The sequence below is a fragment of the Leisingera sp. ANG49 genome (assembly GCF_059694505.1).
Genome location: NZ_JCATZN010000009.1, coordinates 78295 through 104446, shown reverse-complemented (window position 1 = coordinate 104446; position 26152 = coordinate 78295). Strand labels below are relative to the sequence as shown.

Below are 26152 nucleotides of genomic sequence, written 5' to 3'. Positions count from 1 at the left end.
TGATCGCGGCAAACCGCATGGCGGGACGTGTCACGGCCGCGCAGATCGCCTCTGCATCAACCGCATCCGGTTTGCCGCGCTTCATGCAGGGTTTCACATAATTGGCCGGGATCAGACGAACATCATGCCCGAGGGCAGAAAGCTGGCGCGCCCGGTAACGGCTGGAGCCGCAGGCTTCCATGCCCGCAAGGAAGGCTGGCAGATCTTCAAAGAAGGCCGGAAGCTCCGCGCGTCTGATCCTGCGCTTGAAAACCGCCTCTCCATTCTCGGCAATCCCGTGGACCTGAAAAGACGTTCTTAGTCAGATCGATGCCGGCTGTTGCAACCTGCATTGGGTGGCTCCTTTCCTCGCGGTGATAGACAACTGCATTGCGACGCCGGTTGGACCAGCAGCCATCCACCCCATCGGCTTCCCCGCTTGGTGATCAGCCACAACGCATCTGCAGAGAAAGTCTGCAGTCCGCCCTTTCTACTGGGGCGCACGATCGGCCCGAAGGAGACTTCCAGCAGGCACCGTGGATGCTGCGGTGCAGCCCGTCACCCCTGAAATTCGAGGATGGTGCAGCATTTCAGGAAATTGAATGACCGGAACGCGGGGCCGCTCTGCCGGTCGCCTCCCGCAGCGTTTCTCTGAGGATCAGCCCAGAGATGAGGGCGTTCTTTGCAGAATGCAAAAAACCTGCGAGTGTTGAGACCGGGAGGACTTTCGATTTGGCTTCAGATTCACGGCACATTGACCGTGTGGTGGAAATCGCGAGCCATCCAGGTGCCGCCGCACGGTCGCGCCTGGCGGCGTCGTGGCGGCGGTCGCTCGACCATCACGGGCTGGATCCCGGGCAAAAGAGGGGCGTTCAGCGTATCACCAGGCAGGCATTGGCGGAACGGCGCGGACAATCCGAAGCGATGATGCTTGCAGCCTCCCCGAAACTCGACGCGCTGTTCCAGCTGGTTGGCAGTTCCGGCTGCGGGGTGCTGCTGACCGATGCAGAGGGCGTTGTACTGGACCTGCGGACGGCCCCAAGCGATGTTTCCACCTTTGAGGACTGGGTGCTGGCGCCGGGATCGGACTGGTCGGAAGCCTCGGAAGGCACCAACGGCATCGGCACCTGCATCGCCGAGGGCCGCCGGGTGATCATTCACCGCAATGAGCATTTCCACGCCCGCAACACCGGTATGAGCTGCATGGACGCGCCGATCTTCGGCCCCCAAGGCGAGCTGATCGGCGCCCTCGACGTCTCCTCCGCCCGCGCCGATCAGACCGAGGTGTTTAACCAGCTCATCGCCGCGATGGTGGCCCAGACCGCCCGGCAGATCGAGACGGACAACTTCCGCGCCGCCTTTCCGGGTGCGCGGATCATCGTAGCCAACACCGATGACAGCGAGGCACCCATGCTGCTGGCGGTGGATCAGGACGAACTTGTTCTCGGGGCCACCCGCTGTGCCCGCAAGGCGTTTGGACTGAACCACGCAGGCCCTATCACATCGCTTCCTGCATCGGATCTCTTCGGGCGGGAAGACGGCCCGACCGGCTTCGAAAAGGCGGAGCGGGCAGCGGTGAACCGGGCGCTCTCGCGGGCAAACGGCAACGTCTCCGAGGCCGCGCGCAACCTCGGGATCGGGCGGGCAACCCTGTACCGGCGCATGAAGCGGCTCGGGATCGGCGGAAACCAGACCTGACCTGTCTCACTTCTGAGACAGGTTGCGGCAAGGGACTGGTCCGGCTCGGCTGACAGCGCGAAAACACGCCAGCATCTTCTCTGGCATTCCCGGCGGAGGACCGGGACCAGAGGAGGATACCATGAACGAACAGACCCAGATCACGGGCGAGCACGTCTCTCCGTTCAAGACCCGCTACGACAATTTCATCGGCGGCAAATTCACGGCTCCGGTCAAGGGGCAGTATTTCGACAACATCACCCCGATCACCGGCGCCAGGGTCTGCGAGGTGGCCCGCTCCACCGCTGAGGACGTGGAGCTGGCACTGGAGGCGGCCCACGCCGCCAAGGACGCCTGGGCCAGGACCTCTGCCGCCGAGCGCTCCAACCTGCTGCTGCAGATCGCTGACCGGATCGAGGAGAATCTGGAGCTGATCGCCACGGCGGAAACTTGGGACAACGGCAAGCCGATCCGGGAAACCACCGCCGCGGACATTCCGCTGTCGGTTGACCACTTCCGCTATTTCGCCGGCGTGCTGCGCGGCCAGGAAGGCTCGGTGTCCGAGATCGACCATGACACGGTCGCCTATCACTTTCACGAACCGCTTGGCGTTGTCGGCCAGATCATCCCCTGGAACTTTTCAGTTCTGATGGCAGCCTGGAAGCTGGCTCCCGCGCTGGCTGCGGGCAACTGCATCGTGCTGAAACCCGCCGAACAGACCCCGGCTGCAATCATGGTACTGGTTGAGGTCATCGCCGATCTGCTGCCCGCAGGTGTGCTCAACATCGTCAATGGCATGGGGCCGGAAGTGGGCGGACCGCTCGCCAAGTCGCCGCGCATCGCCAAGATCGCCTTTACAGGCTCGACTGAAACCGGCCGCATCATCATGCAAGCCGCGACCGAAAACCTGATCCCGGTGACGTTGGAACTGGGCGGCAAGTCCCCCAATATCTTTTTCTCTGACGTGATGGCCCAAGACGACGCCTTCCTCGACAAGGCGGTCGAAGGCTTCGTCCTCTTTGCCTTCAATCAGGGTGAAGTCTGCACATGCCCGTCCCGCGCGCTGATCCAGGAAGACATTTACGAGGAGTTCATCGAACGCTGCATCGCGCGGGTGAAGGCCATCAAACAGGGCGATCCGCGCGACATGGCGACTATGGTAGGTGCCCAGGCCAGCCAGGAGCAGCAGGACAAGATCCTGTCCTACCTGACCATAGGCGTCGAGGAAGGCGCCGAGGTGCTGACCGGCGGCGGAGCCGCGCGCTTCAACGGCGACCTGTCCGACGGGTTTTACGTGCAGCCGACCATTCTGAAGGGCCACAACAAGATGCGGGTCTTCCAGGAGGAAATCTTCGGTCCGGTGGTATCTGTCACCACCTTCAAGGACGAGGAGGAAGCACTCGCCATTGCCAAAGACACGATGTACAGTCTCGGCGCCGGCGTCTGGACCCGCGACGGCACCCGCGCCTATCGCTTTGGCCGCAATATCGAAGCAGGGCGTGTCTGGGTGAATAACTACCATGCCTATCCGGCACACGCAGCTTTCGGTGGCTACAAGCAGTCCGGGATCGGGCGTGAAACCCACAAAATGATGCTGGACCACTACCAGCAAACCAAGAACATGCTGGTCAGCTACAACCCCAACAAACTGGGTTTTTTCTGACCCCGGCCTTCTTAGAAACATTGCGAAGGTGAGCTGTTCACCTCAGAAGCAAGGTGGAGCCGGGAAACCGGCCCCATCACTTTTTTCCAAGGCACACCCGCCGTGAAGGAGGTCGCGGCAGCTCAACCGGCATTTCCTTCTAGATAGTCCACAAGCCGCTTGGCATCCGGGCGCAGGTGCCGTGCATCCGAATATGTCAGGAAATACGCGTGCTGGCTGGACTGCGCCACGGGGGCAAGCTGCAGCAATTGCCCGCTGGCCAGCTCAGCCGACAGAATATGCGGGCTGGCCAACGCAATACCATCACCGTCCAGGGCCGCGCCGATGGACCGGGCGTAGGTCCCGCATAGGGTTTGCGGCCAATCCTTCACTTCGCGGGCGTTGCCCCAATTGTCCCAGTTGGTCCAATCCGGCGTTACCTTCGGGAAATTCAACAAAGGCGGGCGTTTGTCAGACGCGATGAGCATGAGCAATTGCCCGGAGCTAATATCCGCCTGATCCGCCAGCCGGGGAGAGATCACCGGCACCAAGATGTCGGGCAGCAGCGGGATTGCCACCCGGCCCCGCCATTCCCCGGATCCATGCAGAATGGCGATGTCATTCGCATCATCTAGTAGGGCAGCGGGCAGATCGGAGGAAACCAGCTCGACCGGGCAGGCCTGATCGGACAGGCCAAAGCCTTTCAGCCGCTGCGAAAGCCAGAATAGCGACACCGCGCTGTTAGCGGCGATGCGCACCGGGGCATCGGGACGTGAGGCAACGCTGGCCAAGGCTGCCTCGGTAAAGTCGAGCAGGATAGCGCTCTGCTCAGCCAGCTTGCGGCCTTCGTCAGTCAGCTCAATTACCCGGCCCGAACGCGAAAACAAGGCGACACCCAGGTGATCTTCGAGCTGCCGGATGCGCTTGCTGACTGCAGTCTGGGTGACCAGCAACTCCTCCGCCGCAGCGGAAAAGCTGTGATGACGCGCCGCAGCTTCGAAAAAGATGAGGCCATCGAGGGGAGGCAGGGATTTGCGATATCTTTTCATGACCAAAAGTTGGGAAAATTCACGATTACTAGGAATTTTACATAGGAGAGCATGAGTTTCTATTCTGAACCAGACAATCGGCCAATGGAGACTCTCATGGCAAATTTTGACTGGCACGCTGAACGCAGCGACCTATCGGGCATTGCCCTTTTGGACCGTTCCCCGGAAAGCGAAGGCATCGATCTGAAGGCGGTGCGTCTCTACCGTCTGGGCAGGGTGCGCGCCGAGATGGCCAAACGCGGCATCGGCGCGGTGATCCTGTCGGACCCGATCAACATCCGCTATGCCACCGGCACCCGCAATATGCAGATTTTCTCGATGCGCAATGCGCCATCGCGCTATCTGCTGCTGACCGCGGACCGCTCGATCCTGTTCGAATTCACCGGCTGCCTGCACCTGGCCGATGGCTACGAGACCGTCGACGAGGTGCGCCCTGCCAAAACCGCGAGCTTCGTGGCCGCTGGGCCACATATCGCGGAACGCGAGCGGGAGTGGGCACGCGAGATTGGCGATCTGATTGCCAGCCTGACCGGCAACAGCACAACAGTCGGAATGGAGCGGATGAACGCCGGCGCAGCGATCGCCATGCAGGAGGCAGGGTTCAAGATCGTTGATGCTCAGGAGCCTGTCGAAATGGCCCGCGCCATCAAGTCAGAGGAGGAGATGAAATGCGTCCGGGCCTCCTTGCGTGCAACCGAGGTTGGCGTCGGCAAACTGCGTGATGCCCTGCGCCCCGGCATGACCGAGAATGGGCTGTGGTCGGTACTGCATAAGTCGGTGATCGAACAGAACGGCGACTATTGCGAAACCCGTCTGCTGTCAGCGGGCGAGCGTACAAACCCCTGGTTCCAGGAAACCGCGCATCACCTGATCGGCGCGAACGAACTGGTGGCGCTGGACACCGATGTGGTGGGCTGCCACGGCTATTACAGCGATTTTTCCCGCACTTTCCATGCAGGCCCGGACAAACCCACCGGCCTGCAAAAGAACCTGTATCAGACCGCGCTGGAGCAGGTGTACCACAACATGGGCATCCTGAAGGCGGGAATGACCTTCCGCGACTACGCCGATCAGGCCTGGAACATCCCGGACAAATACTATGCCAACCGCTACTACCTATCCTCGCACGGCTGCGGGATGACCGGGGAATTTCCCTATCTCTACCATCGCGGCGACTTCCCGGATGCGGGCTATGACGGGGTGATCGAGGCGGGCATGACCATCTGCGTCGAAAGCTATATCGGCGAGGAAGGCGGCCACGAAGGCGTCAAACTGGAGCAGCAGGTTCTTGTGACTGAGACCGGCATCGAACTTCTGTCGGAGTTCCCGTTTGAAGAAACCCTGATGGACACATGCTTCCAGCCTGCCTTTCCCCTGCCGCGGCTCTGAGGTCATGCTGCCCGGAGTGAAGGGATCTATGCCCGCGGTTGGTTCCTGGCCGATAGAAGGGCCGCAACCGCGGCCCACGCCCGCTGATCCCGCGTCCGCGCCTCGCTGCCGCAGATGCAATCGGCGGCCAGCCATGCAAGCATGACCTGAGCCTTCTAAGCATCCGCTTGTTCCGATACCGTTGCGGCCGCCAATACGGTACCCCATAGCGCAAGCAGGAGCACGCCAAACCAAGTGATCAGATGGTTGTATGAGGGTCAAGTGATGGTCGTATTTTTCAATTAATTGGCTGAGAAACCAGCACAATTCACTTCTTTGATGTCATGCCCTGCGTATTCAGGGCATGAAAAGGTTGACGGCAGGCCTTTTGTCAACGGTCGCGATTTTCGCAGGCTCATTTGGATGACAGAAACATGATTGGCAGCATCGGTGCTTATTGGCCCCCGAAGCGCCCCGGATACCCGTGTGTCCTAAACCCTTACGAGTTCCCGGTCCTTCAAGTGATACTCTTTAGGGGCAACCTGTGCGCGGAACTCCGGGTCGTGGCTGACCAGCAGGATCGCCTGATCCAACCCCTTCAGGATTTCTGTCAGCCGCGCGTAGTTGCTTGGGTCCAGCGCGTTGGTCGGCTCATCAAGAATGAGCACCTCCGGCTCCATGGCCAGCACCGTGGCCAGTGTCACCAGCCGTTTCTCGCCACCCGACAGCTTGTGAGTGACCCGGTCGCGCAGGTGCATCAGCCCCAGGCGGGACAGCACAGCGTCAACAATGGCCAGGGCCTCCTGCTTGGACTTGCCCAGGTTCAGCGGGCCGAAGGCCACATCCTCGGCCACTGTCGGGCAGAAAAGCTGGTCATCGGCGTCCTGAAAGACAAAACCTACGCGGCGGCGCATCTCATGAAAATCCGCTTCGCTGCTGCAAGGTTTTCCAAAAGCCGCGATGGTACCGCTGGCCGGGGCAATCAGCCCCATGATGATTTTCAGGAGCGTCGATTTCCCGGCTCCGTTCGGTCCGACGATCGACAGCCGCTCCCCCGCGTTTAGCTGCATCGACACGCCCTCCAGAACCGGGTCCAGCCCCGGATAGGCAAAGTGGATGTTGTTCAGATCAAGAAGCAGCATAGTTGGCCTCGGCCCAGATCAGGGCAGCAAGAGCGGCGGTAAGAGCCGCGGCAAACAGCAGGTCAGCCCTGCCCAGGCGGAAGTCTTCCAGCAGGATGATGCGGCCGGAGAACCCCCGGCACTTCATCGCTGCCAGAATGCGTTCCGACCGTTCGATGGCGCGCACCAGCATCATACCCACCAGATAGCCGTAGCTGCGGTAGGTGTGCCAGTTTGTTCCGGGGCGGAAACCGCGCAGCTTCATCGACGTGCGCAGACGCTGGTACTCCTCGCGCAGGACGTCGATGTAGCGGATGGTGAACATCATCAGATGCACCAGTCGTTCCGGCGTCTTGAGTGCAAACAGCGCATGCCCCATCGTCACGGGTTCCATGGACCCGACCAGCGTCATGACTGCCAGGATGACGGCATTTGCAGTCAGGGCAATCTCGGCCGCGCGCCGCAGGCCTTCCCAGCTTGCCTCCAGCCCCCAAACGGAAAAGACCGGCGTGCCGGGTATGGTGAACGGCAGCAGCACCAGCATGAAGATGATGAAACTGTCCATCATCGCCATCCGTTTCAGCGTTTTCCGGGGCGGCAGGCCGGAGTAGGCCAGCAGCCACATCGACAGGCCAAGCGCGGCCGACAGCACCCAAAGATTGCTGAGGGAGACCACCACCACGGCATAGACCACGGTCAGCACGATGCGCATCCGAGGATCAAGCGTGGTAACTTTGGCCCGGAAGGCGCCTAAGCCGCTCAGCGGTTTTTCGTCGCCAGTCAGAACATAGGTCATACGCTGCTGCCGATCTTGCGCCGTGCGGCGATGTAGAAGCCCAGCCCGAACAGGCCAAAGATATAGCCGATGCCGCCAAGCACGGACTGAAAATTCGACTTGTTCTTGAATGCGGTCAGCTCCTGCCGGAGCGGGCGCAATTCGTTGCGCATCATGGTGGCAAGCTCAGCGCGGGCTTGGTCGGACAGGCCTGCAGCCGTGGCAGCCGACGGGATTGCAGCGGTGCCGGCCGCTGCAGGCGCCACTGCGCTCGGGCTTTGCCCCATGATCTGTGCGACCTCTGAGGCGTCCATGATTGCCTCGGCGACATGGCCGGCGCCAAGGTCGCCGCGAAAGATATGCGTCACTGGTTCAGACGGGGTGAACAGAAAGAACCCGTCGGTGTCTGTCCTGGTTTCGCCCAGTTTGCCGCCAGCTTGGTCAAAAACCTCGATCAGCAAGTCCGGTGCCATTTCACCATTGGAAAAGCCAACCTCGCCCTCAATGTCCGATCCCGAGGGAAACACAGAGGAAATCACATTGTGCGCCAATGCCGGCAGCGGCGCCAGCAAGGCGAGGATCAAAACGCAGGAGCGGATCATGCCAAGCTTCCTTTCGTGTCAACAAACAGCTCGGGCTTGACCCGCCGGGCCAGGAAAATGGCGGCGCCGGTCAGCAGCGCTTCGATGACCATCACCGGGATGTGGGAGAAAAACACAAGCTTGGCTGCCAGGATGAATTCATCGCCTGACAGCATCAGCGAAACCGCGACAGCGAGGGTCGTGGCAGCAATCGCTGCGCCGCCGCCGATGCCGCCCCAGATCGCTCCTTGCAGGGGAGAGCCACGCGCCACCAGCGGCCGGAACATCAGCCCAACGAGAACTGCAGGCAATGCGATATTGACGGCGTTAACACCCAGGACAGTCAGTCCGCCAAAGCCAAAGAACACCGCTTGCAGCAGCAGGCCGACAAACAGGGCCGGAAACGCGGCCCAGCCCAAGACAAGCCCCGCCAGCCCGTTCAGGATCAGGTGAACCGAACTGGGGCCGATCGGGACATGGATCAGCGAGGCCACAAAAAAACTGGCCGACAGAACCCCCGCCGCCGGAATTCGCTCCAGCGGCAGGCTGCGCAGACCCATGGCAATACCGCCGACGGCGGCAACCGCGCCGCCGATCACAACCGGGTTCGACAGTGCGCCGTCTACGATATGCATCGGTCTACTTTCACTTCAGCTCTTCAGCGCGGATCCACAGCACAGCATCCTGGCTGAGTTCCTTGCCTTCGTGCTCGGTCGCCGGACCGGAACCCAAGGCCGCAAAGCCCCAGTAGCCTGCCTTCGGAATGCCGAAGGAGAACACGCCGTTCTGGTCGGCGATGGCAACAATCGCGCCGCCCGGCATTTCACCCACGGAGGGGCTGGTGGTGGAGAATTTCTCCAGGTCCGGTTCAGCCGCCATGAATTCGACTTCGATTTCAGCACCGGGAACCGGCTTGCCGTCTGCCAGAACCTGGCCGGAGAAGGTGGAGCCGACGATCACGTTGTAGGGCTTGTTCAGCGGCAGGATCTCGGTGGCCAGGCCAACCGGCTGGTCCCAGTCGGTGGGCAGCGTGTTGCGGTTCAGCACGACCTTGGAAATCTGCTGGATGTAAATGTCTTCGCTTTCCTCGTAATAGGGCGAGGGCACGGTCACCACGACATAGTCGCCGGAGCGTTTCACCGGTACGGACGCCTTGTAGGCCGAAGCTTCGTTCTCAGCGCCCTTGAAGGTGGCGGGCTCCAGGCGGTCCGACAGGTCGGTTTTTTCGCCCTTGTGGATCATGAAGAATTCTTCCGGCGTGCCCATGTCCATGGCGTGGCCATTGGCCATCGGATGCCAGAAGACCAGGCCCATCGGCACGTCACCGGGCTTCTCGATCAGCGCGCTTTCGGTGTAGTTCAGCTGGAAATGCGCCGACGCGGCGGCCGGCAGGGAAACGGCCAGGGCTGCGGCCAGATAGTTCAGTTTCATTTCGTCCTCATTCGACGACGCAGGCACACCTGCAATCAGGAATGAACAACGGGGAGTAGCGGCACGGAAACGCCTGAACGGCACACGCGCCAGACGCGCACCCCGGCGTCCGGTGGAAAAGGGCAGAACCCCCGCAAGCGGAGCTTCAGTCCTCGCGTCCGGCAGGTCTCCTGACTCGCGGGTCCTGGTTCGGCTGGCCTTCCCGGGGATGTTCCCAGTGGCGTTCTCAGCGTCACTCACCGCTCACAGTTGCGGGGGCAGTCACGGATTTGGTCCCTTTTGGGTACGCCGCACCGTGTTCCCTATTTCTTCCGCTGCGCATTGAAACACTCGCGGAACCGGTCACCTTGGCTGAATGGCAAAACGGAATTTCCGAGTCAAGAGAATCGTATTCAGGACATCAGCGGGTTTGGCGTGGAAGATTTTGGCTGCGGCTGCGCTGCGCTGATCAACAGACGGGCATGTTTCGATCAAAGGACCAAGCAATGGCCGCTGCCTTTCGCAACTTGTTGAGTGCTTTATCAATCGTCATCACACAAAACATGGCAAAGCGGCTTTGGCGGTATGGATGCCAGCCCTGGACCATTTCTACACAGGTGGCGAATTCTCCCGCTTGACAGAATAAGTTCAGTTTGCCTAAGTCGCGGCCATTCTGGTCCGGCTGGGAGACCACCCGGTTAAAAGGGAACACGGTGAGGTGTAGCCAACAGGCGCCGAATCCGTGACTGCCCCCGCAACTGTGAGCGGAGAGCAATGCTGCGATATGCCACTGCCCTAAGGGGCGGGAAGGCGCAGCAAAGCCTCGACCCGCGAGTCAGGAGACCTGCCAGGATGATCACCCTGTCCGGGTGCGGGGCGCGCCAAGGACAACGGACTTCCGTAGTGGTGGCAGTTTTCACCGTCTGCGGGGGCAATGCCTTCCAAAGACCAAAATTTTGAACATGCTGCCCGGCATGGGCAGCCGCTTGGCCTGTGCTTGCTGCGCGGGCCGGGAGGAATGGAATATGCGCAAGGCAAGCCTGTCCCTGGCCGCGGCCCTGGCCGCCGCCCCTGTAATCGCAACCGCCCAGGATGACGAGGTCACCGATCTGGGGGAGATCATCGTCTCCGGCGGCTTTACGCCGGTCGAGGCCCAGAAGTACGGCCGCTCCGTCTCGGTCCTGACCAGCGAGGAGATCGAAGATCGCGGCATCACCACCGTCCAGGACGCGCTGCGTTCGGTGCCCGGCCTGATGGTGAGCGGCTCCGGCGACAGCTTCACCCAAGTCCGCATTCGCGGCGGCGAAGCCAATCACACGCTGATCCTGATTGATGGCGTTGAGGCCGCCGCCGGAGATAGCGAGTACATTCTGTCCGGCCTGGACACGGCCAATATCGAGCGAATCGAAGTCCTGCGCGGCCCGCAATCGGTGTTCTACGGCTCCAACGCTTCGGCCGGTGTGATCAACATCATCACCAAGTCCGGCGGCATCGGCACGGATTACGGCGGCAGCGCGGAAGCGGGGTCCGACGGCTACCGGGCCTCGGCACGGGTTTCGTCGCGGACCGAGCGCGGCGGCATCGCCTTCAGCTTCGCCCATGACAATGACGACGGCTATGACACCTCGGGCGATGGCGGCGAAGAGGACGGCATCCGCCGCAATACACTGCAATTGAAAGGCGACTACCTGGTCACCGACCGGCTGAAACTTGGCTTCAACTTCCGCACGTCGGATGAACGCTATGACAGCGACCGCACCTCCTTCACCGCAACGGATGCGGCCAGCTATGTCGTTGATGATCCGACGCAATTCAGTGACCGGGATGAGCAACTGGCTCAGGTCTTTGCTGAACTGGACACATTGGGCGGCCGCCTGAAACACCGCCTGTCAATCGAACGCACTGACTTTGACCGGTCCTTCAATGGCGGCACCCCGACCGAGACCAAGACAGAAGCAGCAAAGTACCTGCTGAGCTTCGGCCTGGACGGGCAATTGGCGGATCAAGCAGGCCACCTTCTGAACGCGATGCTGGAATGGGAAGAGGACTCCAGCAGCTCCAACCCGGCCTTTGCGCGCGAAACCAATTCGATTGCCCTGGAATACCGTGGCAGCTTTGCCAACGGCCTGGACCTGCAGCTCGGGGTGCGCCACGACAACAACAGCGTTTTCGAAGACGTCACCAGCTGGACCGCCAGTGTCTCCTATACTTTTTCTGGCAGCGGGGTGCGCCTGCACAGCTCGGCTGGAACCGGTATCGTGAATCCCTCTTACTTTGAGCTGTTTGCCAACAGCACATTCGGCTCCACCACCTACCTCGGCAATCCGAACTTGCAGCCGGAGGAAAACCGCAGCTTCGATTTCGGGGTTGAGGTGCCGTTCCTGCAAGGGCGCGGCCTGGTTGATGTGACCTATTTCGACGAGACGCTGACAGGCGAGATCGAGAGCTACATGGTGAACGCAACCACGTTCTCCTACCGCAACCAAGCCGGTGACAGTGATCGCAAAGGCGTTGAGCTGGCAGCGAGCCTCGAAGCCACCGAATACCTAGATCTGCGTCTATCCTACACCTATCTGGACGCCACGAACCCCAATGGTTCGGTTGAGATCCGCCGCCCGGAGCACGAGCTTCTGTTGAGCGCCACACTGGATACTTTCAATGGCCGCGGCTCCGTTACCGCGGACATCCGGCATGTGGCAGGCAATTGGGACAGCCAGTTCTTTGGCTCCTTTGCCACAGCTGAGCTGCCGGATTACACCACCGTTGATGCGGCTGCTCAGTATGAGCTGACGGACAACGTCGTGCTGACCGGGCGTGTCACCAACCTGTTCGACGAGGACTACGCCGACGTCTGGGGCTACGCCAAGCGCGGCCGCGCCGCTTATATCGGCGTACGGGCCTCGTTCTGACCCATGCGCAAGCTGCCCGGTATAGCCCTGGCCCTTTTGTGGGCCGCCACCGGCGCCTTTGCCGGGCCGTCACGCGTGGTGTCGATGAACCTGTGCACCGACCAGCTGGCGATGCTGCTTGCGGCGCCCGGGCAGCTGGCCTCGGTTTCTTACATCGCGCGGGATACACGCGCCTCGGCCATGGCGGAAAACGCCCTGGCCTATCCCGTCAACCACGGGCTGGCCGAAGAGATCTATTTGCTGCAGCCCGACCTAGTGATTGCCGGCGCCTATTCGACACCGGCCACCACGGATATGCTGCGCCGTCTTGGCGTGCCGGTGGTGGTGTTCCAGCCCGCCAGCTCGCTGCTGGACGTGCGCGCGCGTATCCTGCAGATGGGTCAGGTTCTGGATCGCGAAGAGGCGGCCCGCGCACTGCTGGCAGACTACGACCAGCGGCTGGCAACGCTTGAGCAAGCCGGGCCGGAGGCACCGCGCGCCGCGCTCTATGCTGCCAACGGCTTCACCTCCGGCGACATGACACTGGCGGGCCAGATCCTGCGCGCGGCAGGGCTGCGCAATATCGCGGATGAGCTGGGCTATGCGCACTCCGGTCATATGCCGCTGGAACTGCTGGCGATGACGGCGCCCGAACTGCTGATCGGCACCTCACCCTATCCGCGCGCCTCGCGCAGCGAGGACAATCTGGCGCACCCGGTGGTGCGGCAGCTGGCCGCCCGCAGCGGCGCCGGGCAGATGCGCGATGCGGATTGGGTCTGCGGCACCCCGCATGTGCTGCGCGCGGTGGAAACCCTGGCCGCAGAGCGCCGCCGGTTCATGGAGAAGGAGAGCAGCGAATGACCCGCCTGATGCTGTCGCTGGCCGCAGCGGTGCTGGCGCTGTTCCTGCTGTCGCTCACCGTGGGGCCGGCTGATGTGGGCGCGGGCGAAAACCTGGCTGCCCTGTTTGACGAGGGATACGGGCCGCTCACCCTAGTGATGCGGGAAATCCGGCTGCCGCGGGCGCTGCTTGCGGTGATCATCGGCGGCGGGCTGGGGCTGGCGGGGGCGGCCATGCAGGGATACCTGCGCAACCCGCTGGCTGAGCCGGGACTGATCGGTGTGTCCTCCTCTGCGGCTCTGGGGGCGGTGCTGGCGATCAACACCGGGCTGGCAGCCAGCCTTACCCTGGGCCTGCCGCTGGCCGCTCTGGCCGGTGCTCTGGCGGGTGTCTTTCTGGTGATGGCGCTGGCAGGGCCGCAGGGCGGTTCGCAGACGCTGATCCTGGCGGGGATCGCGATCTCAGCGATGGCAGCGGCACTCACGTCGCTGGTGCTGAACCTGTCGCCCAACCCCTTTGCCGCCAATGAGATTGTGTTCTGGATGATGGGCTCGCTGGCGGACCGCTCGATGCTGCATGTCTGGCTGGTGCTGCCCTTTGCGCTGTCGGGGGGCGCGATCCTGCTGACACTGGCGCGGGGTCTGGATGCGCTGACCCTGGGCGAGGATGCCGCGCAGACCATGGGGATGAACCTGAACCGGCTGCGGCTGCTGCTGGTTATCGGGACGGCCGCCATTGTCGGCGGCGCCACCGCGGTGGCGGGCGCCATCGGCTTCATCGGCCTGGTGGTGCCGCATATCCTGCGCCCCTTGGTGGGCGGCCAGCCCTCGCGGCTGTTGTGGGCCTCGGCGCTTGGCGGCGCCATCATGCTGCAACTGGCTGACATTGCGGTGCGGATCATCCTGCCGTCGCGGGATCTCAAGCTGGGAGTGGTCACCGCCCTGGTCGGCGCACCGCTGTTCCTGCATCTGATCTATAAGACGCGGAAGGGGCTGGCATGAGCGTGCTTTCGGTCCGGAACCTCTCCGTCACCTTGCGGAACCGCCCGGTGCTCCGCGATGTGTCGTTTGAAATCCAAGCAGGTGAATTTGTCGGCCTGCTGGGGCCGAATGGTGCCGGCAAAAGCAGCCTGATGCGCGCCGCCTTGGGCCTGATCCCGGCCACAGGTCGTAGTTCTTTTGCTGAAATGACGGCGTCCGACCGGGCCCGCGCGGTGGCCTGGATGCCGCAATCGCGCGAAATCGCCTGGCCTATCCCGGTGGAGCGGCTGGTGGCGCTTGGCCGCCTGCCGCATCTGCCGCAGGGGCTTCGGCTGCCGCCCGGCGATCAGGCGCTGGTCGACCAGTCGATTGAGCGCATGGGGCTCGGCCCGTTCCGCCAGCGCGCTGCGTCGCGCCTGTCGGGCGGCGAGCAGGCCCGCATACTGATTGCCCGCGCCCTGGCACAGGACACGCCGCTCTTGATGGCCGATGAACCTGCCGCCGGGCTGGACCCGGCGCACCAGATCTCCACCATGGAGGTCTTTGCCAGCCTCGCTGCCGAAGGCCGCGCCGCGCTGGTCTCGCTGCATGACCTGGGGCTGGCGGCGCGCCATTGCACAAGGCTGATCCTGCTGGCCGAAGGCAGCGTCCTCGCCGACGGGCCGCCCGCCGAAGTGCTGACACCGGACTTGATGGCGCGCGTCTTTGGCATCTCGGTCTGGCATGAGACAACGGCGCAAGGGCAGGTGTTCCAGCCGCTGGAGGTTCTGTAATGGGCGCGGTCACCCTGGAACGCCCCTGGATCGAGTTTGACCTCGGCGCAGAGATGCAAGTGCTGAGCTGGGCTGTGAACCGCCCCGGCCTTGTTCCCGCCCGCCGCATCCTGTGGCGCGAAGTCCGCAACAGCGACCTGCCGCGTGATCTGGATGTCACCGAGTGGTTCGCAGGTGAACTGGCGCAGAGGGGCTGCGTGGATGCCGTGGCCTTCCTGACCTCGCGGGATGTGCGCCGCTATTGCGAAGCCTCAGCCACTGTGGAAGGCATCAGCGCTCATGCGGTGGCCACTGTCGGCTTGTCCAATGCCGAACGGGCCGGCAGCCGGATGGACTACGCCAGCCGCAACTGGGGGACCATCAATGTCGCCCTGCGCCTCTCCGAAGGGCTGACCCACGCCGGGCTGATCGAAGCGATGAGCATCGCGGTCCAGGCCCGCACCGCGGCAGTGATGGACGCTGGCATCATTTTGCCAAGCGGAACGGCGACCGGCACCGGAACCGACTGCGTCGCACTAGCTGCTCCCGCTGGCGCAAACCCCTATGCCGGGCTGCACACTGCCACCGGCGAAGCCATCGGCAAAGCCGTTTACCAGGCCGTCCACACCGGCGCCTTGGAATGGAAAACAACCAACAGGAGGGCAGCACATGCCTGAGCTTCAACAGGTGCTGAAAGACGCGCTGATGCAAGAAGATTGCGGCTGGAACATGGGGTCTTTTGGCGCCATTGCCGAGTTCCACCATGTCTATGGCGACCCGGCGCCGCAGGAGCATGCCGGGCTTATGCAGGTAACCCCCCGCGGCGGCGTGCGCATCGACAACTTGGAGGGCGTGCGCCCGGTCGCCTATGAGACGCTCAGTCCAAAGCCGCACCGCTGGACGCAAGCCGTGTCGCTGTGCTTGCCGCATGATGACGCCGCGATGAACCAGCGCGGTGCGCTGACCGCGCTTGGCCCCGACGAAGATGCCCTGCGCGACGAAGACCGCGGCGCGTTGTTGTTCGACATGGGGCTGGGCCAGTACCAGGCGGATTTCTGCATCCGCACCGCCGACCCGGAACTGCTGGAAGTTTTGAGCAAAAACGCTGGCCGGTCGCTGTTTGGGCACGGCAACCCGGCGATGGGGGCAATCCTGAAGCACCATCCGCACCGGGTGCTGCTGACCCGCCTTGGCCGGGTCGAAGTTTTTCAAATGATCGGCGGTCCCGACACCGGCGGCAAATCCCCCGAAGGCCCCCACACCCATGTGCTGCCCAAGCTCCTAAAGGCCGAGCGCACCCATTCCGCCAACACTCCGATTCCCGAGGGATGGGTGCCCTGTTGCGGTGTGCATCCCGAAAATCCGGTGATCGGCCGGCTGGGCGAGGACAAGGTCTTCAACCGTGCCGCCTTTGATGCCTTCCAGGAGTTGCTGGGCGCTTGGGGCGCCGAAACCTACTGCCAGGGCAAGCAGGCGGTCTGGGAGCTGTTGAAGACGGGATCCCCAGCCGGGGACGCAGTTGAACCGGAGACCCGTGAAGGCCGGGCTGGTTGGCGCAATGGCATCCGGCAATGGCGGGTGCTGCACGGACCGAACCGGTTGACCGAAGCATACGCCGAACGCTTTGACCGCGGTGCTGAGCAAACCGACCCGGAAAATCCGGGCCACTGACGGAGGCTGCGATGTCCCTTGCCCCTCTCCTCGATTTCTTGGCCCGCGGCGGCCCCGCCCTGTGGGTGATCGCGGCGCTGTCGGTGCTTACCCTGGCGCTGTTCTTCTGGCAGGTGATCGGGCTTGCACAGGCGGGCGTCTGGCGCAAACCACGGGCTGAAGTCTGGCTCGATAAATGGAGTGCGGAGGGCACCCCACCCCTCAGCGCAGGCCGCACGCCGCTGGATCGGCTAACGCAGTCCGCGATGCGGGCGCTTCTGACACCTGAGTTCAGCCCAGACACCGCGGAAAAAGAGACCACCCGCATTGCCAAGGCAGAGCTGGCAGCGCTCCGCCGCGGCCTGCGCCCGCTGGAGCTGATTGCCGCCATAGCGCCTCTGGTCGGGCTCCTTGGCACCGTTCTGGGAATGATCGGCGCGTTCCAGGCCCTGCAGGAAAGCGGCAGCGGTGCTGACCCTTCGGTGCTGGCCGGCGGCATCTGGGAGGCGCTGCTGACCACGGCGGCCGGCATGGCGGTGGCAATCCCGGCCTCCGCTCTTGCCTCCTGGATCGAGGGGCTGGTTGAGCGCGAGCAAGCCGCAATGGAGGACACCGCCACCCGTGTGTTCACCGCGGCAGCCGCCCGCCCGGCACTGCGGCACGCCGCAGAATGACACTTGCCTTTGGAACACTGCGCGCGAAAAGGCGCCTAAGCCTCGCGCCGATGATCGACGTGGTGTTTCTGCTCTTGGTATTTTTCATGCTCGCCTCGCAATTCGGCCGCGACCGGGTGGTTCCATTGGCCACGGGCGGCGCAGGCAGCACCTATCAGGGGCCGCCCCGCCTGGTTTTGGTAACCGCCGAAGGGCTGCGGCTGAATGGAGTGCCAGTGGAGGAAGAAGCCCTGGCAGAGAGGCTGACCGCGCTGACTCGCAAGAAATCGGATGCGATCATCCTGCAACCGGACGCCAAGGCTTCGCTGCAGCAGTTGATGGATGCGGCAGCCCTGCTGACAGCGGCGGGTTTCACCGGCCTGGTGGTGATGGAGTAAGCAGTATGGATTTCTCGTCACCCAAACAGCGGCAGGCAGGCGAGCCGATCCTGCCGATGATCAATGTGGTACTCCTGCTGCTGATCTTCTTCCTGCTGTCCTCGCAGATCGCGCCGCGCGCGCCCTTTGCGGTGACCCCGCCCAAGCTGGAAAGCGGTGAACCTGTGACGCCTGAGGCGGTGCTGTTCATGGCAGCTGATGCCCAGCTGCATTTCTCCGGGGCTGAAGGCGGGGACGCCCTGGCCGCCGTTGCGGCGCAGGCAGGAGAACTTGAGGTCCTCACACTGCGCGCCGATGCCGGGGTGCCTGCCCGCGAGGTTGTGGCGCTGATCACCCGCCTGCGCGACGCAGGCATCAAGGCTGTCAGCCTGACAGGCACAGGCTCTTGACCCGGCGCGCCTTGTTCCCAGCCTGCCTGGCCGCCGCCGCTGTGCTGCATGCCGTGCCGTTCCTGACGATGCGCGAGGGCGGCACAAAGGCCGCGGGCTCTGGCAGCGGCGGCAGCGGGCAAGTGACACTGGTCGCCGCCTCTGAGGCGCTGGCGCAGCAGGTCTCTGACTGGACCCGTCCGCCGGAAATCCACACGCCAGCTCCTGCCAATCCCCCGGCCGAGCCACCGCAGCAGCCTGTGCTGGCTGCCGCTTGGGCTGCGCCTTCTGCCCCGCCCGCACCGGCAGCCGTCAGTTCGCCTGCTCTAGCAGCTGCCGCCGCCGCGGACACCGCACCTGCGCGGCAAGTTTCACCGCCGCCTCCACCGCCTCCGCCCGCTGCAGCGGCACCCGCCCCCTCGCCCGCATCTTCAACCGAAAGTGTGCAAGAGAAAGCTGCGGGCAGCAGCCGCCACCAGGCCAAGGGCGACGGTGGCGCGGATGCAGCTGCCACCGGAGATACAAAGCGCACTGCCAGTCTCAAGAACCGCTGGGGCGCAGCAATCATCTCGCGGGTCGAGCGGCAGAAACGCCCACCCCGCGGCGGCGGGGAGGGGACAGTGCGGCTGCACCTGACGGTTTCAACCCGGGGGCGTTTGATGGCCGTTTCTGTTACCCGAAGCTCCGGCAACGCTAAGGTAGATCAAGCGGCAGTAGCCGCGGTAAAAAAAGCCCGTATGCCGCGTGCTCCCAAAGCTCTGGCACCCGGCGAATACAGCTTCACGTTCCGGACGAGATTTACCGGCTGACGGCAGTTTTCTCCGCCCTCCTCAGAAAGTGAAGCGCGTTGGAGGCGGAAGTAAATGCCAGCTTCTTCACACACTAAAATGCTTCGCCCGCAAAACAATAAGTATTCCGCGAAGGTCGTGGGAAAAGGCGAGCTCTATGCTGCTTTAACAGCTGGCTTTACTGCCCGCTGGAGACTTTCAATTGGTCGATACCTTGCTTTCAGAAGTTCGGCAGACCTACAGTTTGAATGACCTGTATGGATAGCTCCTGCATAGAAAGACATTCTTGATCTGATTTGTGCGTTTGTCACAAGCAGACGTGTGTCCGGCCTGTTTGCACGGCACACGCGGCCGCTGGCCCTGGTGGTTTCCGCGTGCCAAGTCCCATACGGCTTCTCGGACGACGATGTGTCCCTGACATTCGACGCGGTGTCTTGGCTGGCTGGCTGACTGTCCTCCATCTTCTCGAAGGTCTTGCTGTCCCGGTCCCTCTACTCCTCAGCTCAGGCGGTGTGCGGCCGGCAGTGTTCGTTCCTACTCAGGACAGCCCGGATGATCCGGGCAGTTTTGTTTGCCATGGCTACGGTTGCAAGGCGGGCCGGCTTGCGCGCGAGCAGGTTCAGTGTCCGCGGATCCACACCATCAGGATCGGTTTCCATCTGCCGCAATCGCGCGGTCATGCCGGAGATCAGCAGGCGCCTGACGTAGCGGCCGCCCAGCTTCGAGACACGGCCCGGCTTCTCCTTGCCGCCGCTCGACCGGTTAAGCGGTGTCAGCCCCAGCCGGGCTGCAAACTAGCGGCCATTCTTGAATTGCCGGGCATCACCGGCGGTGGCGGCAATGGCCGATGCCGTCACCGGGCCGACACCTGGGATCGTGCGTAGCCGCAGGATGCAGGGATCACCTTCAGCCGGAAGCCGCATCCGCATCTCGCACCACCGCACCCGCAGATGCAGATGCAGATGCAGATGCAGATGCAGAGCGACAAGCTGATTGCTGAGATCGGCAAGTGCATCAACGGCAGCCTCGGGGATGTTCGGGACCTCCCCATCCAGAACGCCCTTAGCAAACTTCACGGCGCGGCCGACTCCTTGTGCGACCACGCTGCCAAACCCGGTCAGCAAGCCGCGCAGCATGTTGCTGGGCTGGATGCGCTGGCGAATGATCGCGGCAAACCGCATGGCGGGACGTGTCACGGCCGCGCAGATCGCCTCTGCATCAACCGCATCCGGTTTGCCGCGCTTCATGCAGGGTTTCACATAATTGGCCGGGATCAGACGAACATCATGCCCGAGGGCAGAAAGCTGGCGCGCCCGGTAACGGCTGGAGCCGCAGGCTTCCATGCCCGCAAGGCAGGCTGGCAGATCTTCAAAGAAGGCCGGAAGCTCCGCGCGTCTGATCCTGCGCTTGAAAACCGCCTCTCCATTCTCGGCAATCCCGTGGACCTGAAAAGACGTTCTTAGTCAGATCGATGCCGGCTGTTGCAACCTGCATTGGGTGGCTCCTTTCCTCGCGGTGATAGACAACTGCATTGCGACGCCGGTTGGACCAGCAGCCATCCACCCCATCGGCTTTGCTACGGGACCGGTTGGAGGCCATCTCCAAGCCGGTGAATCGGAAAATGCCGGCGAATGGCTTGATCCACCTCGTCAGGGATATGCGCGGGCGCGGGCCGGGCCAGCATTTCCCTGGTACGCGTCCGGGCGTGTTCAAGAAGGTCCTTGTCGGAGGCCCCCGTCCATTTCTGGGGGGGCGCCGGTCGGCCGACGTCAAACTGATTAGATCAAAATGCACGCGGCGGCGTCAAACCGGCGCCTTCCTGCAAAGCCGTTCTATTCCGCGGCCTGCGGCAGCGGGTGCCGGGCCAGCAGAGCTGCGATATCGGAACGGCAGGAGCCGCAATTCGTGCCCGCCTGCAACGCGTCGCCGACCTCTGCAACGCTCATCAGCCCGCCGCTTTCGATGGCCTGCAGAATGGTGTTGGCTCCGACGTCGAAACAGGCGCAGACCACCGGGCCGGGGTCAGGCCGGCCCGCCGCCGGAACGCCGGTCAGAGCCTCCGCCGCGCAGCTGCCCGGCAGCCCGGCCAGGTAATCCCGGCTGACTGCCACCGGCTCCGGCGCGGTGAACAGCGCCGCCATAACCCTGCCGTCCTGAAACAGCGCCAGCCGGGCAATACCCTTGCGGCGGTCCGTCATCACCTGCGCTTCGGCCTCCGGCAGGGCAAACAGGTCCCGCGCAACCGCCTCAAGGTCCGCCAGCGGGGCAAGCCCGGCCAGTTCCGCCCGGTACCCGGCGCCGGTCCGTGCCACCGCCCAGTATTCCGTCCGCGGCGCCATCGGGCGGCAGGAGACGGCAAACCCGTACCAGGCGGGCTGCCAGCGTTCCGCCGCAACAACGGCTCCCTTGCTTTCGGGCTGCCCCGAAACGGGGTCGGTGGCGGCGGCGACGAGGGTGTCAATGCGCGCCGAAGGGGCGGTTTCGCCGGTCCAGTGGATCGGCACGAACAGGTCGCCGGGCTGCACATCCGTGGTGATCCGGACGCGCAGGACGGCCTGCCCCTGCGGACTGCTGAGGCGCAGCAGCTCCGCGGGCTGCACCCCCAGCCGCCGGGCGTCCTCCGGGTGGATATCGGCAAAGGGTTCCGCCAGGTGGCCCGACAGCCGCGGCGCCCGCGCGGTACGGGTCATCGTGTGCCACTGGTCGCGGATGCGGCCGGTGTTGAGGCGGAACGGGTAGCGGCGGTCCTGCGCAGCAGCCGGCGGGCGCCAGCGGACCGGCAGCATGCGGGCCTTGCCGTCCGGGTGAAAGAACCGCCCGTCCGCAAAGAACCGCCCGCCCTGGCGGCTGCGGCTGACCGGCCAGCGCACCGGGGCCATTCCTTCGTAGTCAGTATCGGACAGGGTGCTGAGGCCGGAGATATCGAAGTCCAGCCCGAAACTGCCGGCAATCCCCGACAGCGCGGCATGCTCGCGGAAGATCTGCGCCGGAGACTGATAGTCAAACGCCGCGCCCCAGCCCATGCGCCGGCCCGCATCGGCCAGAATGTCCCAATCGGCGCGGGCCTGGCCGGGCGGCGGCAGGACGGCGCGCTGGCGGCTGATGGTGCGGTCCGAATTGGTGACGGTGCCGTCCTTTTCCGCCCATGCGGCAGCGGGCAGCAGCACATCCGCCAGCCGCGCGGTGTCGGTGGCGGCGGTGATGTCGCTGACCACGGTGAAGTCGCAGGCCTTGATAGCGGCAGAGACGGCATCGGCCTCCGGCATGGTGACGGCGGGGTTGGTGTGGATGATCCACAGCGCCTTCAGCCGCCCCTCCCCTGCCGCGCGGAACAGGTCGACCGCCTTCAGCCCCGCCCGCTCCGGCATCGCCGGGGCGCCCCAGAACTCCTGCACCGCGGCCCGGTGGCTGCTGTTTTCCAGATCCATGTGGCAAGCCAGCATATTGGCCAGCCCCCCGACCTCGCGCCCGCCCATGGCGTTGGGCTGGCCGGTCACCGAAAACGGCCCGCAGCCGGGCTTGCCGATCCGGCCGGCGGCCAGATGGCAATTCAGGATGGCGTTCACCTTGTCCGCGCCGGAGGTGGACTGGTTCACCCCCTGGCTGAAAATCGTCACCACCTTTTCGGTGCGCATCCACAGATCGCAGAACGCTGCGATTTGAGCCTCCTCCAGCCCGGTCACCGCGGCATCGGCGGCAAAGGCGGCTTCCAGCGCCGCGCCCAGCCCGTTCACTTGGCGCAGATACTCCGCGTCCAGCGCCCCGCCCTCATAAAGCGCCGCCAGCAGCCGGTTGAACAGCGCCGCATCGCTGCCCGCGCGCAGCTTCAGATGCATGTCCGCCTGATCGCAGCTGGCAGTGCGGCGCGGGTCGATCACCACCAGCCTGGTGCCGCGGGCCTCGCGCGCCGCTAGAATGCGCTGGTACAGAACCGGGTGGCACCAAGCCAGGTTGGAGCCGACCAGCACGATCAGATCCGCCTCCTCCAGATCCTCATAGGTGCCGGGCACCGTGTCGGTGCCGAAGGCGCGCTTGTGCCCCGCCACGGTGGAGGCCATGCAGAGGCGCGAGTTGGTGTCGATATTGGCGGAGCCGAGAAAGCCCTTCATCAGCTTGTTGGCGACGTAATAGTCCTCGGTCAGCATCTGGCCCGACAGGTAGAAGCCGACACTGTCCGGCCCGTGCTGCTCCACCGCCTGCCGGAACCTGGCGGCCACCAGGTCCAGCGCGCTGTCCCAATCGGTCTCCTGCCCGTTCACCTGCGGCGCCAGCAGGCGGCCCTCCAGCCCCAGCGTCTCTCCCAGCGCCAGCCCCTTGGAGCAGAGCCGCCCGCGGTTGGCCGGATGCTCCGGGTCGCCGCGCACCGCCAGCCCGCCCTGCCCGTCCGGGCGCAGCAGCACGCCGCAGCCGGTGCCGCAATAGGGGCAGGCGGAGCGGACCTCCTGGCAAGCCGCACCTGCCATCACGCGGCGCTCCGCTTGCCGATGGCATCGCCGTCAATCAGCAGGCGGCCGCTTTCGACGCGCACCGGGTAGGTGCCGATCTGGCCCTCATCCGCCCCCTGCGCCTGGCCGGTGTTCAGGTCGAACACCCAGTTGTGCAGCGGGCAGGTGACGCTCTGGCCGTGCACGATGCCCTCGGACAGCGGGCCGCCCTTGTGCGGGCAGCGGTCGTCGGCGGCAAACACCTCCGCCGCGCCGGTGCGGAACAGAGCGACGCAGCCCAAGGGGGTTTTCACCACCCGCGCGCCATGCAGCGGGATGTCTTCGATGTGTCCGATGTCGATCCAGCTCATTCCGCGGCCTCCAGTGTCAGATTGGCAAGCGGCGCGTATTGCGCCCGCGTGGTGCTGTCCTGCGCGTGTTCCGCCCAGGGGTCCTTGCGGTAGACGGACTGCGACAGCTCGAACCGGGCGGCGAGCGCCTTGCGGTTTCCGTCGTCATCGACGACTCGAGCCTTGACCCAGTCGAGCCCCACCCTGGCCAGCCACTTGTAGATCCGGTCCAGATACCGGGCATTCTCGCGGTAGATCTGGGTCATGGCCGAAATCACCTCGATCGCCTCCTCCTCACTCGCCACCTTGCACAGCAGCTCGGTGCCCTTGATCTCCATGCCCGCAGCGCCGCCGACGTGGATCTCATAGCCGCTGTCGACGCAGACCACGCCGATGTCCTTGCAGGTTGCCTCGGCGCAGTTGCGCGGGCAGCCGGAGACCGCCAGCTTCAGCTTGTGCGGCGTCCAGGCGCCCCACAGGTGCTTTTCCAGCTTGATCCCCAGCCCGGTCGAGTCCTGGGTGCCGAAACGGCAGTGATCGGTGCCGACGCAGGTCTTAACCGTGCGCAGCCCCTTGGAATAGGCATGGCCCGACACCAGCCCGGCCCGGTTCAAATCCGCCCACATCGCAGGCAGGTCCTCGCCCCGGACGCCCAGCAGGTCGATGCGCTGACCGCCGGTCACCTTGACCGTCGGCACGTCGTATTTGTCCGCGGCATCGGCAATGGCGCGCAGCTCATCCGGGGTGGTGATGCCGCCCCACATCCGCGGCACCACCGAAAAGGTCCCGTCCTTCTGGATGTTGGCGTGCTTGCGCTCGTTCACGAAACGGCTTTGCGGGTCGTCCTGGTATTCCAGCGGCCAGTCCGCCAGCAGGTAATAGTTCACCGCCGGGCGGCAAACATGGCAGCCGTTGGGGGTGGTCCAGCCCAGCTCCTGCCAGACCGCGGCCTGGCTTTTCAGTTCCTGCGACTTGATCAGGCGGCGCACGTCCTCGTGGGTGTGATGGGTGCAGCCGCAGACGGGCTGGGCCTGGGGGGCGGCGTAATCACCGCCCAGTGTCACCGCCAGCAGCTGTTCCACCAGCCCGGTGCAGGTGCCGCAGGAGGCGCTGGCCTTGGTCGTGGCGCGGATCGCGCCGAGGTCGGTGGCGCCGCCTTCGATGGCGCTGGTGATCTGTCCCTTGCAGACGCCGTTGCAGCCGCAGATCTCCGCCTCAGGCGGCAAGGCTGCAACGGCTGACAGAGGGTCCGCGGAGGCGCCCCCCTGGAAGGCCGGGCCGAAGATCAGCGTCTCCCGCATTTCCTCGATATCGGTGCCGTCCTTGATCAGCCCGAAGAACCAGCTGCCGTCGGCGGTATCGCCGTACATCACTGCGCCGACCAGCCGGTCCTCCTCGATCACCAGCCGCTTGTAGATGCCGCGGGCCGGGTCGCGGAACACGATATCCTCGCGGGTCTCGCCCTCGGCAAAATCGCCCGCGCTGAACAGGTCGCAGCCGGTGACCTTGAGCTTGGTCGCCAGTTCCTTGACCACAAAGGCATTCGGCTGGCCCAGCAGGCTGTCCGCCAGCACCTTCGCCTGATCGTACAGCGGCGCCACCAGGCCGAACAGATGGCCATCAAACTCCACGCATTCGCCGACCGCAAAGACATCCGGGGCCGAGGTCTGCATCTGCGCGTTCACTTCGATGCCGCGCGCCACATCCAGATGCGCGTCAGTGGCCAGCCGGGTTTCCGGGCGGATGCCCACCGCCATCACCACCAGGTCGGCCCCCAGCGTTTCGCCGCTTTCGAGCAGCACCGCCCGGGCGCGGTCTTCGCCCAGGATCGCCTTGGTGGCGGCCTGGGTTTTCACGGTGATGCCGCGCGCCTCCAGATCCTTGCGCAGCAGATACCCCGCGGCTTCGTCCAGCTGGCGCTCCATCAGGTGGCCCGTCAGGTGCAGCACGGTCACATCCATGCCGCGTTCCTTGAGCCCCGCGGCCGCTTCCAGCCCCAGCAGGCCGCCGCCGATCACCACCGCCTTGCCGCCCTTGGCAGCGGCCTCGATCATCGCGTTGGTGTCATCCAGGTCGCGGTAGGAAATCACACCCGGCAGATCATGCCCCGGCACCGGGATAATGAAGGGGGCGGAGCCGGTGGCGATCACCAGCTTGTCATACGGCACATGGCCGTTTTCGCCCTCCACCACCTTCATCTCGGGGTCGATCTTCACCACATGCTCGCCGAACCGGCAGGTGATGCCGCGCTCCGCGTACCAATCGTCCGAGTGGGTGACGATCTCCTCATAGGTCTTCTCGCCCGACAGCACCGGGCTCAGCATGATGCGGTTGTAATTGCCGCGCGGCTCGGCGTTGAACAGGGTGATGTCATAGGCGCCGGGGTCCGCGTCGAGCAGATGCTCGATCACCCGGCCAGAGGCCATGCCGGCCCCGATGATGACGAGTTTCTGGGTCAT

General features: G+C 64.2%; 22 protein-coding genes, 2 pseudogenes and 2 riboswitches. Of the genes and pseudogenes, 13 read left to right on the top strand and 11 right to left on the bottom strand.

Annotated elements, in window-relative coordinates; genetic code table 11:
- Window positions 1-332 (bottom strand): annotated as a pseudogene (locus AC58NV_RS21145) (IS110 family transposase); the annotation flags it as partial.
- A gap of 379 nt (window positions 333-711) precedes the next feature.
- On the opposite strand from AC58NV_RS21145, the gene AC58NV_RS21140 reads away from it, so the two are divergent.
- Complete coding sequence (locus AC58NV_RS21140; RefSeq protein WP_497228906.1) at window positions 712-1677, top strand: GAF domain-containing protein; 966 nt, start codon at window positions 712-714, stop codon at window positions 1675-1677.
- 121 nt (window positions 1678-1798) lie between these two features.
- Window positions 1799-3319, top strand: coding sequence for an acetaldehyde dehydrogenase ExaC (gene exaC, locus AC58NV_RS21135; RefSeq protein ID WP_497228905.1), 1521 nt, complete (start codon window positions 1799-1801; stop codon window positions 3317-3319).
- Window positions 3320-3441: 122 nt separating this feature from the next.
- Here the strand turns inward: exaC and AC58NV_RS21130 are convergent, their stop codons facing one another.
- Window positions 3442-4347, bottom strand: a complete 906-nt coding sequence (locus AC58NV_RS21130; RefSeq protein ID WP_497228904.1) for a LysR family transcriptional regulator — start codon at window positions 4345-4347, stop codon at window positions 3442-3444.
- A gap of 96 nt (window positions 4348-4443) precedes the next feature.
- On the opposite strand from AC58NV_RS21130, the gene AC58NV_RS21125 reads away from it, so the two are divergent.
- Window positions 4444-5736: a M24 family metallopeptidase gene (locus AC58NV_RS21125; protein WP_497228903.1), complete on the top strand. Its 1293-nt coding sequence runs from the start codon at window positions 4444-4446 to the stop codon at window positions 5734-5736.
- A 470-nt stretch (window positions 5737-6206) separates the two neighbouring features.
- Here AC58NV_RS21125 and AC58NV_RS21120 read toward each other — a convergent pair whose 3' ends face one another.
- The 5 genes from AC58NV_RS21120 to AC58NV_RS21100 are packed head-to-tail and all read right to left on the bottom strand — an operon-like array spanning window position 6207 to window position 9623.
- On the bottom strand, window positions 6207-6857 hold the full coding sequence (locus AC58NV_RS21120) for an energy-coupling factor ABC transporter ATP-binding protein (RefSeq protein WP_497228902.1): 651 nt from the start codon (window positions 6855-6857) through the stop codon (window positions 6207-6209).
- Window positions 6844-7632, bottom strand: coding sequence for a cobalt ECF transporter T component CbiQ (gene cbiQ, locus AC58NV_RS21115; protein ID WP_497228901.1), 789 nt, complete (start codon window positions 7630-7632; stop codon window positions 6844-6846). Before cbiQ ends, AC58NV_RS21120 begins: the two co-directional genes overlap by 14 nt.
- Window positions 7629-8213 carry a NikL family nickel/cobalt ECF transporter subunit gene (locus AC58NV_RS21110; RefSeq protein ID WP_497228900.1) on the bottom strand — a complete coding sequence of 195 codons (585 nt, stop codon included), beginning with the start codon at window positions 8211-8213 and terminating at the stop codon, window positions 7629-7631. The genes cbiQ and AC58NV_RS21110 overlap by 4 nt, the downstream gene beginning before the upstream one ends.
- Entirely contained in the window at window positions 8210-8827 is a 618-nt protein-coding gene (cbiM, locus tag AC58NV_RS21105) for a cobalt transporter CbiM (protein ID WP_497228899.1), read from the bottom strand. Before cbiM ends, AC58NV_RS21110 begins: the two co-directional genes overlap by 4 nt.
- 10 nt (window positions 8828-8837) lie before the next feature.
- Window positions 8838-9623 carry a DUF4198 domain-containing protein gene (locus AC58NV_RS21100; protein ID WP_497228898.1) on the bottom strand — a complete coding sequence of 262 codons (786 nt, stop codon included), beginning with the start codon at window positions 9621-9623 and terminating at the stop codon, window positions 8838-8840.
- A 143-nt stretch (window positions 9624-9766) separates the two neighbouring features.
- Window positions 9767-9981, bottom strand: a riboswitch (cobalamin riboswitch).
- A gap of 278 nt (window positions 9982-10259) precedes the next feature.
- A riboswitch (cobalamin riboswitch) is annotated at window positions 10260-10468 on the top strand.
- Window positions 10469-10627: 159 nt separating this feature from the next.
- On the opposite strand from AC58NV_RS21100, the gene AC58NV_RS21095 reads away from it, so the two are divergent.
- The 10 genes from AC58NV_RS21095 (at window position 10628) to AC58NV_RS21050 (ending at window position 18940) form a co-directional block, all read left to right on the top strand.
- Entirely contained in the window at window positions 10628-12511 is a 1884-nt protein-coding gene (locus AC58NV_RS21095; RefSeq protein ID WP_497228897.1) for a TonB-dependent receptor plug domain-containing protein, read from the top strand.
- Between the two features lie 3 nt (window positions 12512-12514).
- Window positions 12515-13351, top strand: coding sequence for an ABC transporter substrate-binding protein (locus tag AC58NV_RS21090; protein WP_497228896.1), 837 nt, complete (start codon window positions 12515-12517; stop codon window positions 13349-13351).
- Window positions 13348-14331, top strand: coding sequence for a FecCD family ABC transporter permease (locus AC58NV_RS21085; protein WP_497228895.1), 984 nt, complete (start codon window positions 13348-13350; stop codon window positions 14329-14331). The genes AC58NV_RS21090 and AC58NV_RS21085 overlap by 4 nt, the downstream gene beginning before the upstream one ends.
- Window positions 14328-15083: an ABC transporter ATP-binding protein gene (locus AC58NV_RS21080; protein WP_497228894.1), complete on the top strand. Its 756-nt coding sequence runs from the start codon at window positions 14328-14330 to the stop codon at window positions 15081-15083. Before AC58NV_RS21085 ends, AC58NV_RS21080 begins: the two co-directional genes overlap by 4 nt.
- Entirely contained in the window at window positions 15083-15739 is a 657-nt protein-coding gene (locus tag AC58NV_RS21075; protein WP_497228893.1) for an adenosylcobinamide amidohydrolase, read from the top strand. Before AC58NV_RS21080 ends, AC58NV_RS21075 begins: the two co-directional genes overlap by 1 nt.
- Window positions 15732-16733: a DUF6925 family protein gene (locus AC58NV_RS21070; RefSeq protein WP_497228892.1), complete on the top strand. Its 1002-nt coding sequence runs from the start codon at window positions 15732-15734 to the stop codon at window positions 16731-16733. The genes AC58NV_RS21075 and AC58NV_RS21070 overlap by 8 nt, the downstream gene beginning before the upstream one ends.
- 11 nt (window positions 16734-16744) lie before the next feature.
- Window positions 16745-17386 carry a MotA/TolQ/ExbB proton channel family protein gene (locus tag AC58NV_RS21065; RefSeq protein WP_497228891.1) on the top strand — a complete coding sequence of 214 codons (642 nt, stop codon included), beginning with the start codon at window positions 16745-16747 and terminating at the stop codon, window positions 17384-17386.
- Window positions 17383-17763, top strand: coding sequence for an ExbD/TolR family protein (locus tag AC58NV_RS21060; RefSeq protein WP_497228890.1), 381 nt, complete (start codon window positions 17383-17385; stop codon window positions 17761-17763). The genes AC58NV_RS21065 and AC58NV_RS21060 overlap by 4 nt, the downstream gene beginning before the upstream one ends.
- Before the next feature lie 5 nt (window positions 17764-17768).
- Complete coding sequence (locus AC58NV_RS21055; protein WP_497228889.1) at window positions 17769-18152, top strand: biopolymer transporter ExbD; 384 nt, start codon at window positions 17769-17771, stop codon at window positions 18150-18152.
- 68 nt (window positions 18153-18220) lie between these two features.
- Window positions 18221-18940, top strand: a complete 720-nt coding sequence (locus AC58NV_RS21050; RefSeq protein WP_497228907.1) for a TonB family protein — start codon at window positions 18221-18223, stop codon at window positions 18938-18940.
- A 482-nt stretch (window positions 18941-19422) separates the two neighbouring features.
- Here AC58NV_RS21050 and AC58NV_RS21045 read toward each other — a convergent pair.
- The 4 genes and pseudogenes from AC58NV_RS21045 to nirB all read right to left on the bottom strand — a co-directional run bounded on the left by AC58NV_RS21045 (window position 19423) and on the right by nirB (window position 26152).
- Window positions 19423-20413, bottom strand: a pseudogene (locus AC58NV_RS21045) (IS110 family RNA-guided transposase).
- Between the two features lie 338 nt (window positions 20414-20751).
- Entirely contained in the window at window positions 20752-23382 is a 2631-nt protein-coding gene (locus tag AC58NV_RS21040; protein WP_497228888.1) for a molybdopterin-dependent oxidoreductase, read from the bottom strand.
- Window positions 23382-23714, bottom strand: coding sequence for a nitrite reductase small subunit NirD (gene nirD, locus AC58NV_RS21035; protein WP_497228887.1), 333 nt, complete (start codon window positions 23712-23714; stop codon window positions 23382-23384). The genes AC58NV_RS21040 and nirD overlap by 1 nt, the downstream gene beginning before the upstream one ends.
- Window positions 23711-26152 (bottom strand): nitrite reductase large subunit NirB, encoded by a 2442-nt coding sequence (gene nirB / locus AC58NV_RS21030; protein ID WP_497228886.1) that lies wholly within the window; start codon window positions 26150-26152, stop codon window positions 23711-23713. The genes nirD and nirB overlap by 4 nt, the downstream gene beginning before the upstream one ends.